At 41.9% G+C, this 15,983-nt stretch carries 19 protein-coding genes; 6 read left to right on the forward strand and 13 right to left on the reverse strand.

Translation table 11 applies throughout. The features are described 5' to 3' along the window. Window positions 1-297: 297 nt before the first annotated feature. The 7 genes from LRQ06_RS13435 to LRQ06_RS21050 all read right to left on the reverse strand — a co-directional run bounded on the left by LRQ06_RS13435 (window position 298) and on the right by LRQ06_RS21050 (window position 2,228). Window positions 298-459 carry a hypothetical protein gene (locus LRQ06_RS13435; protein ID WP_232767206.1) on the reverse strand — a complete coding sequence of 54 codons (162 nt, stop codon included), beginning with the start codon at window positions 457-459 and terminating at the stop codon, window positions 298-300. Continuing rightward, window positions 456-647 (reverse strand): MarR family winged helix-turn-helix transcriptional regulator, encoded by a 192-nt coding sequence (locus tag LRQ06_RS13440; protein WP_232767207.1) that lies wholly within the window; start codon window positions 645-647, stop codon window positions 456-458. Before LRQ06_RS13440 ends, LRQ06_RS13435 begins: the two co-directional genes overlap by 4 nt. Continuing rightward, the gene (locus LRQ06_RS13445; RefSeq protein WP_232767208.1) at window positions 634-810 is read right to left on the reverse strand and encodes a hypothetical protein; all 177 of its coding nucleotides are present in this window, start codon (window positions 808-810) and stop codon (window positions 634-636) included. Before LRQ06_RS13445 ends, LRQ06_RS13440 begins: the two co-directional genes overlap by 14 nt. Before the next feature lie 97 nt (window positions 811-907). Further along, the gene (locus LRQ06_RS21315) at window positions 908-1,138 is read right to left on the reverse strand and encodes an anaerobic C4-dicarboxylate transporter family protein (protein WP_505513519.1); all 231 of its coding nucleotides are present in this window, start codon (window positions 1,136-1,138) and stop codon (window positions 908-910) included. Next, window positions 1,041-1,319 (reverse strand): anaerobic C4-dicarboxylate transporter family protein, encoded by a 279-nt coding sequence (locus tag LRQ06_RS13450; RefSeq protein WP_232767209.1) that lies wholly within the window; start codon window positions 1,317-1,319, stop codon window positions 1,041-1,043. The genes LRQ06_RS21315 and LRQ06_RS13450 overlap by 98 nt, the downstream gene beginning before the upstream one ends. Before the next feature lie 181 nt (window positions 1,320-1,500). Then, on the reverse strand, window positions 1,501-2,022 hold the full coding sequence (locus tag LRQ06_RS13455; RefSeq protein WP_257794109.1) for an anaerobic C4-dicarboxylate transporter family protein: 522 nt from the start codon (window positions 2,020-2,022) through the stop codon (window positions 1,501-1,503). Between the two features lie 29 nt (window positions 2,023-2,051). Then, entirely contained in the window at window positions 2,052-2,228 is a 177-nt protein-coding gene (locus LRQ06_RS21050) for an anaerobic C4-dicarboxylate transporter family protein (protein WP_257794110.1), read from the reverse strand. Between the two features lie 498 nt (window positions 2,229-2,726). Between LRQ06_RS21050 and LRQ06_RS13460 the strand changes: the two genes are divergently transcribed. Beyond that, window positions 2,727-3,959 carry an aspartate ammonia-lyase gene (locus LRQ06_RS13460; protein WP_232767210.1) on the forward strand — a complete coding sequence of 411 codons (1,233 nt, stop codon included), beginning with the start codon at window positions 2,727-2,729 and terminating at the stop codon, window positions 3,957-3,959. 59 nt (window positions 3,960-4,018) lie between these two features. Next, window positions 4,019-5,080 carry an L-asparaginase 2 gene (gene ansB, locus LRQ06_RS13465; protein WP_232767211.1) on the forward strand — a complete coding sequence of 354 codons (1,062 nt, stop codon included), beginning with the start codon at window positions 4,019-4,021 and terminating at the stop codon, window positions 5,078-5,080. 75 nt (window positions 5,081-5,155) lie between these two features. Here ansB and LRQ06_RS13470 read toward each other — a convergent pair whose 3' ends face one another. Continuing rightward, on the reverse strand, window positions 5,156-6,079 hold the full coding sequence (locus LRQ06_RS13470; RefSeq protein WP_232767213.1) for a LysR substrate-binding domain-containing protein: 924 nt from the start codon (window positions 6,077-6,079) through the stop codon (window positions 5,156-5,158). 403 nt (window positions 6,080-6,482) lie between these two features. On the opposite strand from LRQ06_RS13470, the gene LRQ06_RS13475 reads away from it, so the two are divergent. After that, the gene (locus LRQ06_RS13475) at window positions 6,483-7,658 is read left to right on the forward strand and encodes a dicarboxylate/amino acid:cation symporter (protein WP_232767215.1); all 1,176 of its coding nucleotides are present in this window, start codon (window positions 6,483-6,485) and stop codon (window positions 7,656-7,658) included. Between the two features lie 100 nt (window positions 7,659-7,758). Here the strand turns inward: LRQ06_RS13475 and sbmA are convergent, their stop codons facing one another. After that, the gene (gene sbmA, locus LRQ06_RS13480; protein WP_232767216.1) at window positions 7,759-9,045 is read right to left on the reverse strand and encodes a peptide antibiotic transporter SbmA; all 1,287 of its coding nucleotides are present in this window, start codon (window positions 9,043-9,045) and stop codon (window positions 7,759-7,761) included. A gap of 293 nt (window positions 9,046-9,338) precedes the next feature. On the opposite strand from sbmA, the gene LRQ06_RS13485 reads away from it, so the two are divergent. Then, a complete protein-coding gene (locus LRQ06_RS13485; RefSeq protein WP_232767218.1) occupies window positions 9,339-9,626 on the forward strand; it encodes a hypothetical protein in 288 nt (95 codons plus the stop codon). Window positions 9,627-9,998: 372 nt separating this feature from the next. Here the strand turns inward: LRQ06_RS13485 and LRQ06_RS20935 are convergent, their stop codons facing one another. From LRQ06_RS20935 to LRQ06_RS13505, 4 genes are all read right to left on the reverse strand, one after another. Beyond that, a complete protein-coding gene (locus tag LRQ06_RS20935) occupies window positions 9,999-10,859 on the reverse strand; it encodes an ABC transporter permease (RefSeq protein WP_232767220.1) in 861 nt (286 codons plus the stop codon). Beyond that, a complete protein-coding gene (locus tag LRQ06_RS13495) occupies window positions 10,856-11,692 on the reverse strand; it encodes an ABC transporter permease (RefSeq protein WP_232767222.1) in 837 nt (278 codons plus the stop codon). The genes LRQ06_RS20935 and LRQ06_RS13495 overlap by 4 nt, the downstream gene beginning before the upstream one ends. Before the next feature lie 87 nt (window positions 11,693-11,779). Continuing rightward, window positions 11,780-12,928, reverse strand: coding sequence for an ABC transporter substrate-binding protein (locus LRQ06_RS13500; protein ID WP_232767223.1), 1,149 nt, complete (start codon window positions 12,926-12,928; stop codon window positions 11,780-11,782). A gap of 9 nt (window positions 12,929-12,937) precedes the next feature. Then, window positions 12,938-13,975, reverse strand: a complete 1,038-nt coding sequence (locus LRQ06_RS13505) for an ABC transporter ATP-binding protein (RefSeq protein WP_232767225.1) — start codon at window positions 13,973-13,975, stop codon at window positions 12,938-12,940. A gap of 171 nt (window positions 13,976-14,146) precedes the next feature. Here LRQ06_RS13505 and LRQ06_RS13510 point away from each other — a divergent pair, with 171 nt between their 5' ends. Both LRQ06_RS13510 and LRQ06_RS13515 read left to right on the forward strand, forming a co-directional pair. Continuing rightward, window positions 14,147-14,923 carry an MBL fold metallo-hydrolase gene (locus LRQ06_RS13510; protein ID WP_232767227.1) on the forward strand — a complete coding sequence of 259 codons (777 nt, stop codon included), beginning with the start codon at window positions 14,147-14,149 and terminating at the stop codon, window positions 14,921-14,923. After that, window positions 14,911-15,927, forward strand: a complete 1,017-nt coding sequence (locus LRQ06_RS13515; protein ID WP_232767232.1) for a LacI family DNA-binding transcriptional regulator — start codon at window positions 14,911-14,913, stop codon at window positions 15,925-15,927. The genes LRQ06_RS13510 and LRQ06_RS13515 overlap by 13 nt, the downstream gene beginning before the upstream one ends. Window positions 15,928-15,983 lie beyond the last annotated feature (56 nt).

Consider the following 15,983-nt stretch of genomic DNA (forward strand, 5'->3'; position numbering starts at 1 on the left):
TGTTATAGCTTCTTTAAGGCTTTCTGTACTTTCAAGATAACGAGAATATCCCAATGCCTTTGCCTGTAGGTTCCATCATACCGACGATACGCTTTGCTAATCCGTGTCCCGTGCTCCCGGTAAAAAATACATTTCTGCAACTCACAATACGCTTCATTTCCTTTCAAAGGTGCATATCCACCGCCACCAATCACTCTTCACTTCCTGTTCAATCACCCAATACCTGATCCGGTTTTATGTAAACTTGTACATATCACACCAACGTCGGATCAGATACGCCATAACCTTTGTCCGGCGTTAATCCATATTCAGCCGATACCTTGCGTATAACAGAAGCAATATCTGCGTTATCGCCCGGTTGTCACCGGGCGATAATATAATTTTCTGACTGGAATGCTTCACCAGACCTTTGAGGTAGTTTTCCATTCCCAGCTTTACCTGCTGCTGCTCCGGATTCACTTAAACTGCCCTATCACCCGGGAAAAAAAATCAGATTGCTGCCGGTCTAACTGTTCAAGCACAGCGCATCCCTCAGCAGTAATGTCGGCAACCTGGCGTCTTTTATCACGCGGGTCTGGCTGAACAGACACTAACCCTGCCTTCTCAAGACGGACACCGTCCGGTGGCGTTAGATTATTTATCCACAACCAACTGCTCAGATAGCTGGTTGACAGACATAGGCTGTAAACGAATTTCTCCCAAAGCATGAGCCTGAACGGGAGTAACGTGGAGCATTCCGCACTGTTTATCCAGCATTCCGAGCAGGCGAACCATCTGACGGGAATACTGACGTAATAATGAATCCTTCATTTGGCATAATCCTTACATAAAATTGCGCACCGCAACCAAATTTAGTTGCGGTGCGCAATTTTGTCAAGACTAACCTGAATAAGACAGCTAACACATTTTAGTGAACAAAAACGGTAGCAAGTAAAAATCCGAACGGAACCGCAGCAATAATGCCGGAAATTCCGGGCAGGAAGAAAGGATGATTCAAATGAAAAGACCCATTCCATTTCCGGCTCAAAAACGAACCGGTATCATCCGTTTGCGATAGCAAATGCGGTGGTCGGATAATAATATTGGTAAATATACAAGGCACTGACCGCAATGAAGCTTGCCAGAATGGTTCCGGCATCGACACCAATTGAAGCCGCTATAGGGATAAGAAGTGCACTGGTCGCTCCCTGACTGAACAATAGAGCGCTGGTACAAAAACAAACACAGAGACAGAAGAGAAACGGATAATGATGCAAAACCGTTGCCGCAATATCTTTAATCTGACCGATATGGCCCCGATAATAGTTGAACTCAGCCATACACTACATACCCAAAATGACAATGGATTGATTCAGCCCCATCGCGAAAAATTGGTGCCTGTTTAATCCGGTTTAGGGGTACTTTACAAAATACAGCCATACCATACCAGAGAAACAAAAAACATCGTAATAATAATAATGTCTTTTGAACCTAAATGATGACCGATAACAGACTTAAACATCAGCATAGCAACAATAAAGATAACGCCCCCAAGGAAAAGAAAACCGAACGTTTCGCTTCCGGTGTTATAGGTTCATCGGTATCTTCAATATCATCTAAATTAACCAAACCATTTTTCACGCGTTCAAGATAAATGGGATCGTCTTTTAATTCACAACCTTGTCTGCTGGCAACAAATGCCGCAACGATACAACCAAATAATGCGGATGGGAAAATCACAGCCATTGCGTCAACAAAGCTGACCCCCATTTTTTCCACGACAACATACATCGCCGCTGTTGCACCGGAAATTGGAGACGCCGTAATCGCAATCTGTGACGCAACAACCGAAGAACTCAGTGGCTGACTTGGCCTTACACCATTATCTTTCGCGACTTGTTGTATAACATTTAAAACAGACATAGCGGTGTATCCGGTACCTGCCAAAGTAGTTAAAACAAACGTAGTTGCAGGTGCAATAATGTTAATATATCTGGGATTATTTCTTAATAATTTTTCCGCACCATTAACCATGTATTTCATTCCGCCGGCTTCCTGCATTACGGAAAGTGCTAATAAACGGACATAATAATCAAAATAACAGAAACAGGGATATTTCCGGGAGCTAATCCCAATATATAAACGGCCACAACCATTCCTAATCCGCCGGCTAATCCAACACCGACACCGCCTAATTTCGCTGCCAGGATAATACATCCCAACAGCAGTAAAACTTGAACAAATAACATGGGGTAGATTCCTTAATCGTTATTATTTTAATAATTAAAAATGTCACAAAATATAAAAAACTCATCAAAGTATTATTAAAATAACCGATAGAAACCCAAAATTTGAAATGCCTAATATTTACCATCAATAAAAATATCGCATAGGCCAAATTGACGAAAGTCAAAGTATCAATAACATTTTTAAGCTACGAACTGCAGCTCATGCAGAATATTTATCAGAGCTAATATTTCGGCATTTCCTAATTAAATAAATCAGGATTATGTTATTCACACATGTTAGCAATCCAGTAAAAGGTAACAAAATGTTAGCGACCAAAGAAGAATTTAGAACGGAAGAAGATCTATTAGGGAAAATGCAGGTTTCCTGCATCTGCATACTATGGCATTCACAGTCTGCGGGCACGCAAAAAACTTTAATATCTCATCTACTACCATCGCAGATGTTCCTGATTTAGTGAAAGGTATTATTTTCACAAAAAAGCAGCAGCAAAAGCCAATATGGAACTCGGTACCATTCAAAAAGAAATTGGAAACTATATTTTAAAAGCCTGTGATGCCGTATTAGTATCAAATAAATGCATCAATGACTTTATTTCCGATGTGTATCAGGGCGGCGCAGGTACTTCCGTCAACATGAATGCCAATGAAGTTATCGCCAATATTGCACTTGAACTGAAAGGGCATAAGAAAGGTGAATATCATATCATCAACCCTAACGATCACGTGAACAAAAGTCAGTCAACTAACTGTGCTTACCCTACCGGTTTCCGTATTGCGGTCTACAGCAGCGTGATGAATCTGATCAAATCCATCGAATATCTTCAACACGAAATCGATGAAAAAGCAATGATACAAAGACATTCTGAAAATGGGCCGAACTCAGCTTCAGGATGCTGTCCAATGACTGTCGGTCAGGAGTTTCATGCTTACTCAACATTGCTAAAAGAAGAACTTAAAAATATAAAAAATACCGTTGATCTTCTGCTTGAAGTCAACCTGGGGGCAACCGCTATCGGCACTGGCCTGAATGCCATTGAAGGATATCAGGAACTTGCTGTGCATTATCTGGCTGAATTTACAGGCTTTAACTGTACACCGGCTGAAGACTTAATTGAAGCGACTTCTGATTGCGGTGCCTATGTTACTGTTCATGCTGCGCTAAAACGGCTTGCCGTTAAATTATCCAAGGTTTGTAATGACCTGCGTTTACTTTCTTCAGGACCAAGAGCCGGACTGAATGAAATCAACCTTCCTGAATTACAGGCGGGTTCCTCAATCATGCCGGCAAAAGTAAACCCAGTAATACCTGAAGTCGTAAATCAGGTATGCTTCAAAGTTATTGGTAATGACACAACCGTGACTTTCGCCGCTGAAGCAGGACAGTTACAGCTTAATGTAATGGAACCGGTTATTGGTCAGGCTATATTTGAATCCATTTCTTTATTAAATAATGCATGCCTGACTCTGGCAGATAAATGTATCAAAGGAATTACGGTTAACCGTGAGATTTGTGAAAACTACGTTCTGAACTCAATTGGAATTGTCACTTATCTTAATCCGTTCATCGGTCACCACGAAGGTGATATCGTCGGAAAAATATGCGCTCAAACCGGTAAGAGTGTCCGTGAAGTGGTTCTGGAAAGGAAGCTTCTGGGCGAAGCGGAGCTTGACCAGATCTTATCCGCATCAAACTTTATGCAACCGAAATATACAGCAAATTTATACAAATAACCCCTGAAAAATGCCAGCGAATTGCCGCTGGCATTTTCATATTTATAAGGATGCAATCTATGTTGAAAACGTCTTTGGGCAAGAGTCTTTTATTGAGTTCAATTTGTTTTAGCTGTTTTACTACAGCCGGTGAACTACCTAATATTGCCATTTTAGCGACAGGCGGCACCATCGCAGGAGCCGGACAAAGTGCGACAGATTCCAGCTATACGGCAGGTAAAGTTGGCGTAGAACAATTGGTAGCAGCGGTTCCTGAAATCGAAAAGTTAGCAAACATCACCGGAGAACAAGTGGTTAGCATTGGTTCTCAGGACATGAATGACGAAGTTTGGTTGAAACTGGCAAAGCGTGTTAATGCCTTACTGAAAAGAGACGATATTGATGGTGTTGTGATTACACATGGTACAGATACCATGGAAGAAACTGCCTATTTTCTTGATCTGACAATAAAAAGCGATAAACCAGTGGTATTGGTTGGCTCTATGCGCCCTTCTACCGCCAAAAGTGCAGATGGTCCAATGAACCTTTACAATGCAGTTGTCACAGCAACAGACAAAGATTCTTATGGTCAGGGTGTCGTGGTTGCTATGAATGACGCAGTATTTGATGCTCGTGATGTCACAAAATCAAACACAACATCAGTCCAGACATTCAAATCACCCAACTACGGCCCTATAGGTTATATTCATAACAGCGATGTTCAGTACGACCGGGCACCCCGTCACCGACACACCACTCAAACCCCTTTTGATGTATCCAAAATCAACCATTTACCCAAGGTTGGTATTGTCTATAACTACGCTAACGCATCGGCTCTGCCGGTTCAGGCATATACTCAGTCGAAATTTGATGGCATTGTCAGTGCCGGAGTCGGAAACGGTAACATGTATCACACTGTATTTGACGCATTAGAAAAGGCCAGTAAAAACGGCATTGTCGTCGTACGTAGCTCAAGAACCGGTAGCGGTTCAACGACACTGCATGCAGAAGTCAATGATGATAAATACGGCTTTGTCGCATCCGGTACACTAAACCCTCAGAAAGCACGTATTCTTTTGATGCTGTCTTTGCTTGAAACCAAAAACTACAAAGTCATTCAAAAGAATTTTTCTTTGTATTAAAACGAATACACGAAAAGAACACAGACTTAAAAAGCCTCATACGAGGCTTTTTAATCTTTGTATCCACAAATAACCTTACCCAACCAACAACGTTCCACAAAGGTCCTTAATTGGGCATATCTGCTTTAATTCATTCCAAATAGTTTCACAGGTTTCATGAAGTCTTGTGTGGTACCGGTAAATATACAACTCCATAGCGATTGGCTTTCTCTCTGTAAGAATCACCAATTTTTTTTCTTCTAACTCTTTGCGAATAGAGTAATCCGGCAGCCAGCAAACCCCTTGCCCATTTAAAGCGAGAGCTTTTATAAAGTTGGTCATGGAAGCGGAACAAATACTATTTTGAGTCAGCTGGGCATTATTCCTCTGAATAATTCTTCCCATATAACTTTCCGGAGTATAGTCAAGACAGGGAACTTGAGCGTTATCATCGTTATCTAAACTAAACAGTGGATTACCCTTACCATCCGTTCCGGAAACACAGTACAGGTAACTCTTACCTAAATAAATGGATCGGTAGGGTGAAACCTGTAATTTATCTTCGTAAAATGAAAACAGAAAATCACATTTTCCATCCACGAGAAGATCAACTCCATCTTTCACTTCATTTGCAACGACAGCTAAACGGGTACTGTTCTGCCTTGGTTTAAAAAGACTCTCATGCAATTTGGGTAATAATGTAATTGCGATAGAATGAACGGCACTCAACCTGACGGTATGGCATCCACGAGATAGGCTTCCTGAGAGACGGTTGGCTTCTTCTTCAAGCTGCCCCAGAATTGAAATTGCTGTTGATTTAAATTGTCGCCCGGCGACAGTCAGTTCAATTGGCGTTTTCCCTCTGAAAACCAGTTCAACACCTAACTCAGATTCAAGTGATTTTATTCGTCTGCTAAATGCGGGTTGCGTGACATTACGAATTTCAGCAGCTTGAGAAAAACTTCGGACATCACTGAGCGCTAAAAAATCTTTTAACCATTTTGTTTCGATATTATTCATTTTGTAACCGAATTACTTTTTGATAATCAAGTATATTGGCACTCCATGCATGAAGATTTTAACAATTAATATCCATTTATTAGCTTATTAAAAGTACAATTTACAAATTAATTCTAATAAGACTAAGTCAAAAACCGGGATCAAAGAATAACACAAGTTAGTTTTAATTCTATTATTTTAGTTAAAAAAAGATAAAAAATGCAACCACATGATTTATATATGAAATAATTTTTTCAGTTATACAGATCACAATGTAAGAAAGATAATAATGCTTTATTTTAATCCATATGTATAAATTAGCATTTCTTAAATGAAATAAACCCATTTATCATGTGGTTTAATTATAAAAAATAATAACATAAAAATAAACATATTATCCAAACGTAAAACATAGGTTATAAAAATGAACTTAATTATAAAATTATTTTTCGGAATAATATTCGGAATTATAGTTGGTCAGTTTATGCCTGACTTTCTAATCCAAATATTAATAACAATCAAAGCTTTTGTTAGTCAACTTATAAAATTTGTTATTCCCTTGCTAATATTGTTCTATGTTACCAGTGGAATAGCCGGACTTCCAAAAAACTCAGGAAAACTCTTGTCCAAAACTGTCGGGCTTTCCTATTTATCCACATTACTGGCTGGTATTTTTGCATTTACCGTTGCATCAACTCTTTTCCCTCCCCTTTTACACGGTGCAGGCAAATTACCAGAAACCGGTACGGTATTAGGCCCATTAATAAATCTGCAAATTCCACCCATGATGAACATCATGACAGCTTTAACCATTGCTTTTATGTTTGGTATCGGAATCTCACATAAAGGCTACGAACATCTGAAAATAGTCAGTGATCAGGGTCGGGATGTTGTTGAAATGTTCTTAAACAAAGTAATGATCCCCGCCTTACCACTTTACATCGCGGGTGTCTTTGCAGATGTGACAGCAAAAGGAACCATTTTTGCCACATTAAAAACATTTAGTCTGGTAATTCTTGCAATCATTGTCATGCACTGGATATGGCTGTTATTTCAATTCTCCCTTACCGGAGCTATCCTGAAACGTTCTCCGTTAGGTATTTTAAAAGTAATGTTACCGGCGTACCTGACTGCAGTCGGTACTATGTCTTCAGCCGCTACCGTCCCGGTCACTTTACGGCAAACGAAAATGAACGGCGTTTCCAAGTCAGTCGCAAATTTTGTTGTGCCACTCTGCGCGAATATCCATATGTCCGGCTCAGCAATCAGTATTGCGGGGGTTTCCGTCGCCGTCATGTTAATGACAGGATACTTTCATCTTATTTCACTGACTCACGCTTTGCCATTTTTAGCAATGTTGGGGGTTACCATGGTTGCAGCCCCCGGAGCACCGGGTGGAGCAGTCATGGCTTCTGTCGGACTCCTCGGTTCTATGCTGGGTTTTACTGAAGAAATGATTGCGCTTCAGATTATTCTTCATCTGGCACAGGATAGCTTCGGAACAGCCTGCAATGTCACTGGGGATGGTGTTATCGCACTGCTGATTAACCGGATAGAAGAAGAGCAGGAAATAGAATCTGTTGGCGACTCAGTCATCTAACTAAAGGTTACCGCGCAACAATACGAAAAGAATAACGCTCCACAAATAATATGCGCTGCCATTAATAGCAGCGCATTCATAAACGTTCAGTCAGAGAAACTTAATTGTTTTCTAACACTTCCTGCGTCTCAACTTCAATAGGATCCAATGCCTTAAGGTCTACAGCCTGCTCAAAGGCTTTTAAACGTTTATAAATAGACAACAGTTCAACGATTGTAGTCCAGGAGTTAACCAGATACTGGAACGAATTCTCAACCTGACCGAATGCATTTAATATCCTCTGCATAATACCGAGAGTAAATACACCGGCTACAATGGAAGGCGCTAAAGCAATCATGGGAATAAACGCCCCAAACTGCAGGTATCCATACCGAACAATATTAAAATACACATAATGCCAGTAAAGCTTGAAATAATTCTGCCGGACATTCCCAAACAGCTCCTGCAGTGTAACCGGCTGAGCCCGCTCTTCATGGTCTTCGCCGTAAACAAGCTCTTTACGATAAGCCGCTTCAACCTTCTGATTTTTAAACTCAAGTCCCGGCAGTTTTATCCCTGCAACGGACAACAATAATGTCCCAAAGATTGACCACAAAATAGCAATAAACACCAGCGCCTGAGGGACTTCTCCCACCAGAGGCAATTCTTTGACATAACCGGACAACCCCCAGAGAATGGGTAAAAATGCTATCAGCGTCATAACGGAATTTAACAGGCTGACACCCAGACTTTCCATAATAGAGGCAAAACGCATGGTATCTTCCTGAATACGCTGGGAAGCCCCTTCGATGTGACGGACATGCTGCCACTTGGAGGTATAGTAGTCCGTCATAGCTGTTCGCCAACGGAAGACAAAATGGCTGACGAAAAAGGCATTACAAACCGCAACAATAATAGCTACCATCAGAATAATTAACACCGTCGACAACTCTGAATAAAATTTCGTCAACGTAATGCTATTCGGTGTGGCAAGTGCTTTTTGAATCAGATTATAAAATTCTCCGTACCACTCGTTTAGCCTGACACTCACTTCGACCTGAAACCAGGTAATAAAGACAATCAGAGCAGAGCCAGACACAGACCACTTGGCCCATTTCTGCCCGCCCCATATCATCCAGACACCAATAAAAATGGCGTAACAAACAGCCATATACTGATAAAGCCATGCGTTCGTCGCATTCTCTGTCAGTTCATGAAAATGCATCTTAGCCAACTGATTCGCATTTGCCGCTAATGAATCTGGATAATCAATACCGAATACGGATGCCATACTCAACTTTGGCCCCAGCCCCTGAACAACGGTATACCAACTAATAACACACAATAATGACCAGAAAACAAAACTGAAAAAAAACAACTTAGGTTTTGGAAAAAACGAATCAAACAAAATACTTACCTCTTATCCATCAGCCAGTAGCAAAATGGATATCCTCTCCACCTGAATAATCATATTTTTGTGTTCAAATTAGACATTTTCATTACAGAATAATGTCTTACCCTAACTACGACGACGAGTATTGATTAATTTGACCAAAGAAGTAAACAAAAATTCAATTTAAAAATAAGACTCGATAACAAAAGTATTGACTGAAAAATGACACACCCTGTTCATTGCTCATACTTAGCGTTCTTATTATGTGTAGTAAGTTTACTATTTCGATTTCATATGTGAGCGTAATAATGCAGAAACTTATTTCAGCAGCGGCAATAATGGCTTTATTATTTTTAGTATGGGGAATTGGAATTGCCAATGTAATGGCAGATAACGCATCAACGACAACCCGGAATAAGGAAAAAAAACAAGCCCAGCATCATCCGGTAAATAAGCGTTCCGGACAGGCAAGAAATAAAGGGACGATCAGAAAGCCCTCAGACAAAGAGAAATCGCCTGACTGGAACAAAGACTTTCAGAAAATCGAGAAAGAAATGAAAAAAGAACAGGCTGAGCTAAAGTCTCTGACCGAATAAACAATACCGAGAAATCAGCATCAGTAAAGTCGGCTAAATTCTGCAAACCCAGCTCTTTCAAATAACTAAACAAATCACTAACCCTAATTTTTACGACTGCCTATGTGTTGCTGACTTATGTGTCGTTGTAATTTATACACTCACTGCCAGCAATTTTGAGGTTGAATACTTAGCCAGAAGCACGACACCTTCCTGTCTGGATATTTATCACCTTGTCTTCACCGATTTACAGGAGTGTATTCAAGATTCTCCGGAGCAAAAGGACGAATTATTAGCATTTAAAGGCTGGATGACCCGGTATAGTGAAGGGTATTCTTCCCACAAACTCTTTCGGCTTCAACCGTAGCACAGAGTCTGCCTGTGAGGCAGACTCTACTTGCCGATTTTCGCCAGCATATTGGCATTCATAAACCGGCTGACTACAAACATAAAAATGACAGAAGGTATCAGCAGAATTAATGCTGTTATTGATGCTATCTGATAATTCCCTTCCATACTCGCCGTATACAAAAGTAATGGCAAGGTATGTACATCCGGAGCACCGACAAAAAACGTTCCGGTAAATTCATCCAAAGACTCAAGAAAAACAAAAATGCCACTGGCAATCACACCGGGCAACGCCTGAGGAAACGTAATTTTCCAGAACGTATACATTCCGGATGCACCTAAATTCCTCGCAGCCCTTTCCTGCAATACATCCAGGTTTGAGAAAGCCGCCACACAAATCCATACCGAAAACATCAAGCCATGTACCGAATGAACCAGCACCACCCCCAACAATGTTCCATTTAAACCCAAGCCATAGAAAATACGGGCAATATTCACATAGACCGTTAAATTAGGAAAAGCCTGTGGCAACAAAAACAGCAGCATCCATAAAAAGCGCAAAGGCATAGAACGTTTTGATAATGCATATCCCGCCGGAACCGATACCAGTAGGCAAACCATCACCGTCGAAACCGCGATAAAGACACTGGTTGACAACGAACCGGACACATCACTGTATGGACTGAAAACCTGATGCCAGTACTTGAGTCCCCACTGACTGGGCAACGAATGCGGAAAATACCAGACTTCGGCCACTGTCCAGATCAGCAGATTCAAAATGGGACCGAAAATCATCAGGGCAAACAGCAGAATAAGAACACCGTGCAACCAGCGAGATAGATGGATTGAAGGCATCCTAGGTATTATTTTTATCGCATATTTTTCTTTTATACTGATTCCGTTCACGACGATGCTCCTTTTTCTTTCAGGCTGTGGCGGAGATAGAACCAGGCAAAAACCGCACATATCAGATACGAGATGATCCCTAATGAATTGGCCACGTGATAATCACCATAAGAATTAATACGAAAGGCAATATCTGCCGTCATCATCGTCGGAGACCCCGTCCCTATCATCAAAGGAACAGATAAAGCAGACATCATAGTAACGGCGGATAACACGAGTGTGACACCCAGTGTCGGAGCAATCTGAGGAAGAATAATTTGAAATAGAATACGAACCCGGGAAGCCCCTAAGTTCTGTGCAGCACGTATTTGTGTATCATCCAAAGCCGCCATCGCACCGGAAATTAACAAGGTTGAAAACGCCAGTTGTTTCCAGACAAACGTAATAATAATCCCACTGCCCCCCAAAAAAGAAACCGTATCAAAAGGGGTCAGCATTCCTGTCGCCACCAGAGCGTTATTCATTAATCCGTTTTTGGCTAAAAACGTTCTCATCATCTGAGCCGTCACAATAAGCGGAATAAATAAAGGGATCCGGTACAATACCCCCAGCCATTTTACCAGCGAATAAATCGGTGATAGTCTTAAAACAGATGCAATCGCAACCGAAATAATGGCAAGAATGCTCAGCGAGCAAAAGACAATAAAGACGGTATATCCGATGTCGCGGGAATACAGCCCGAACGACTTACTCATGTGCTCAAAAGTAAAACCGCCGGTTGACGAGGCAAACGCCGAATATAAAGAAAAACATAAGGGATAAATAAAGAAAATCCCGATAATGGATGCCGCCGGTATCACCAGCCAGACTAATAATGAAGAAGAACGGTACATGGAAAAACTCAAAACCTGACAGTATATAAGCTTCTGCCGCCGGTAGACTCTGACTCCGGCGACAGAAAATAAAGGAACGAAATCAAGCTAGTTAGCTACATTACGTTCATACCCTTCTTTAATGTCATCGAAATAAGATGCAATAGGAAAATTCTTACCGTATTTCGATAAATCATCCGGTGTTATTTCCGCGAACAATTTATTCCAGGTTGCTTTATCCAACTGAGGTTTAACGTATTTTGCATCAATGCCGGGATACCAGTTAAATCGTTTCACAATGCCTTCCGCCTGAATTTTCGGACTGGTTGCCAGCGCGATAAATTCTTTAGCCAACTTGGCGTGTTTCGCTTTTGCTGGTATCACATAGTACATTGGTTGCCCTGGCATCCCCGGTGCAATCAAAGCCAATTTCATTGATGGCGGTAACTTCCCGTCAGCTTTCCAGCTGTAGAACATATCAACCCAAACCGGCCCCATGAAAATTTCACCGCGGTTGAGCATATCAAGCGTACCGGCATTACCCGGTGTAAACGTGACATTCTCATTAAAGGCTTTCAGTTTTGCGTACGCCTCCTGCCATCCGGATTCAACACTCTTATCATATGGCATGCTGGACAAACGCTTTGCATCAGTGCCGTAAGCATAAATCCATCCGGTCACAAAGCTAACACCAGACATACCGTTCTTGATTCCGTTGTAGCCAAATGCTTTCGGATGCTTCTTCGTCCATTTCACCAACTCATCATAAGAAGACGGTGGATGAGCGATCATATCGCTGTTATAAGCAATGGCCGTCTGACTGTGGAACATTGGCATCACATAACCATCCACATTCGTCCCCAGTGCATTTTTGGCACTATCACGAGAAACCATACCACCGGTTTTAATATCAGAACGATACTGTTCCAGCAGGCCATCTTTGACCATATCACCGCCAATTTTCTGGTGAACAACAGCAACATCGATATCCCAGTTCTTCGCTCCACTACTCTTTTGTGCATCCAGCTTTTCATAGATTTTATGAGAACCGGCATCACCCGGTCCTGTGCCGACAACGTTAATTTTGACACCGGGATGAGATGCCTCAAATTTCGGTGCCAGATAAGATTTAACGTAATCAACCATATTCTGACTTCCGGCGGATGCCACATTCAATGTTGTTTCAGCATTTGCCCACCCTGATAGTGAAATACAACTTAGTGCGCTAAGCCAAACAACCTTAGATTTCGTATGCATAATATGTCCTTAACAATGTGCCTGTAACGAAGTTTGTCTTGGGTTATGATTTAAATCGAAAATGTGAAGTGCACTTTGGGGTACATGCACTCTCACGGGCGTATTTTCTAAAATAGGGTCGCAGTGATTCACTGCCAGTGAATAACCAGCACAATCAATCTGAAGCCGGTAATAACTTCCGAAAAAGACACTCTGGGCCACCTTGCCAGATAAAATTAATCCGTGAGCCGAATAGGAACGAATCGGTGTGTATTTCGCCAAAGGTTCCAGCGATGCCTCTTCACTACGAAAATAAAATGAACGGTTTCCTTCCGGAACCGGCCATGACAAATGGTTATCAACCCCCATAAAATCCGCAACAAAAGGAGTTTTAGGGTTTTGATAAATCTCTTCGGGTTTTCCTATCTGTTCAATTTTTCCCTTATTAAGTACAGCGATCCTGTCCGCCATAACCATCGCTTCTTCCTGATCATGAGTCACAATTAAAGAAGTAAAACCCAGTTTCTTCTGCAACTGCTTAATTTCATGGCGTACCTGCATACGGACTTTCGCATCCAGGTTGGATAAAGGTTCATCCAGAACAAGAATATCCGGACGAATAGCCAGTGCTCTTGCCAGCGCAACCCGCTGACGCTGACCACCAGATAACGCCGTCACTTTATCTTCCTTCCGGCCCTGAAGACCAACCAATACCAACATCTCATCAATACGGGCTGAAATTTCTTTTTCCGGCCGCTTCTGCACCTTTAGTCCAAAGCCAATATTCTGGCCAACCGTCATATGAGGCCAAAGTGCATAACTCTGAAACACCATGGTGATTTTTCTTTTCTCTGCCGGCTCTGAGGTTATGGGAGCTTTATCAAGCCATATTTCACCACCCGTTACGGGAGTAAAGCCACATAACGCATTTAACAATGTTGTCTTTCCACAACCGGAAGGCCCCAGTAAAGCAATCATCTCTCCATCATGAACCGACAGGTTAAGATCATTCAGAACGTATGTGTCCCCGTATGCCACCTGAAGATTTTCAATTTGTAACCTTGTCATCTTTCCCTCTGATGAAAAAATTTATTCACTCGTTGTCTGTTATCTTTCTATAATGAACACGTGTTCATCAATCTGTAAAAAAAATGCAAACTGCAACAGACATGATGTAAATACTTTCCATTTTATTTATGACAATTTAATTAAGTTAAAAAGAAATCTTGGTGAGAATTGATGAAAATAGAAGTGATTGGATGCGGTAGTGCATTTTCAAAACAAAATAATACATCGTCAGTATTAATTTCAGATTATCATAATAATCAGTGGCTTATTGATTGTGGCCCAACAATACCCCGGGCTCTCTGGAAAAATAAAACCGACATAAATAGTATTCAGGTAATTTATTTTACTCATATTCACCCAGATCATTGCGCCGGATTACCGGCCCTCCTGAATCAGTGGAAGAGCTTCAAAAGAACTCAACCTCTTGATATTTTCTGTCAACAAGAGCAAAAAGAACCACTTCAGTCATTATTACAACTGGCTAACTGGCCAGATGACTCATTGTGTTTTGACGTTCGATGGCATCCAATCACGGATCATTTTCACTGGAAAACATGGGAAATAAAAACAGCAACCACACAACATGAGGTCACAAACCGCGCTCTTCGTATACAAGCTGATTCTCAGTGTCTCTTTTATAGTGGCGATGGCCGTCCGACACCAATGACCAAAGCTCTGATGATCGGGGCAGATCTTGCTTTTCAGGAATGTGCCTGTGCAGATCCCCTACCGGAAGAATCCTCGCACGGCGATTTCTACTCATGTCAAACACTGATTGAAGAAACCGGGGTATCCGCTCTGGGGCTTTACCACTGTTTCGATGAAACCATCGAAGACATTCACCAACGGGCAAATACCGCTCCCGGCCTGTTTCTCAGCCGGGATGGGCTTATCATCGACTTAGCGGACAAACATCAACTAGAGTCACTAACACAATGTCAAAAATAAAAAATACCGTTACGGCTCAGGATGTGGCAACTCTGGCCGGAGTATCACGCTCCGCCGTTTCCCGAACATTCAGTAACAATGGCAGCATTGCAGATGAAACCAAAGAAAAGGTGCTGACTGCCGCAAAACAACTCGGTTATCAGGTTAATTTTCTGGCTCAGGGATTAAACCGGCAACGCAGTAATTTAATCGGACTGGTTGTTGCTGAATTGACGGACCCATTTCGAAGCACGTTACTGGAAGCCTTATTAAGAGAAGTTCAGCATCAGGGCTATCAGGCCCTCGTTACTGAAATCAGGGATGACAATGAACTGGATGACGTTATACGCCGATTCACCCAATTCCGGGTTTCCGGCGTCGTTGTCACTTCCGGGCAACCGCCGATTGAAATCGTTGAAGAATGCATTTCCTCAAATATTCCGGTCGTTGGAATTAACCGGCACGCCTCAATCCCCAACGTCGATTTTGTCTGTTCAGATAACCGTCACGGTATCCGGCTTGCTGTCACTCACCTGATTAATTCAGGACGCCGGAACATTGGCTGGCTGAATTGTGAAAAATCGACCTGGTCAGGAATGAATCGTGGAAGCGAGTTTGAAGACTTAATGGTACAGTTACAACGCTCTGGCCAGATAAAAACGTATAACTGTTTTACGACCCATTCGGGGGGGTACAAAGGCGGACTGAAAGCGGCGGAAAAATGGATTAAATCCGGCCCTCCCATTGATGCTCTTCTCTGCTCAACCGCAATGATGGCCTGTGGATTCTTAGACGGAATAAAACAATCTCCCGTTAAAGTTCCGGATGATCTTCAGGTCATTGGATTTGACAATACACCTATAACATCTCAACAAAGTTACCAGTTAACGACGATCGCACAGGATACCAAGGCAATAGCCAGACAAACGTTGGAATTTCTAAAAAGCCGGGTTGGAAATATTGGTATCGGACAAAGGATTGCCAACGTTCCGGTCAAGCTAATCATCCGGAAATCGGCACCATGAAGAATTTTAATATCGAAGCCTGTCGGATAACTAATTATAAATAATACATATAAAAT

Origin of the sequence: Vibrio salinus, assembly GCF_021272385.1 — a bacterium.
Classification (GTDB): Bacteria; Pseudomonadota; Gammaproteobacteria; order Enterobacterales; family Vibrionaceae; genus Vibrio; species Vibrio salinus.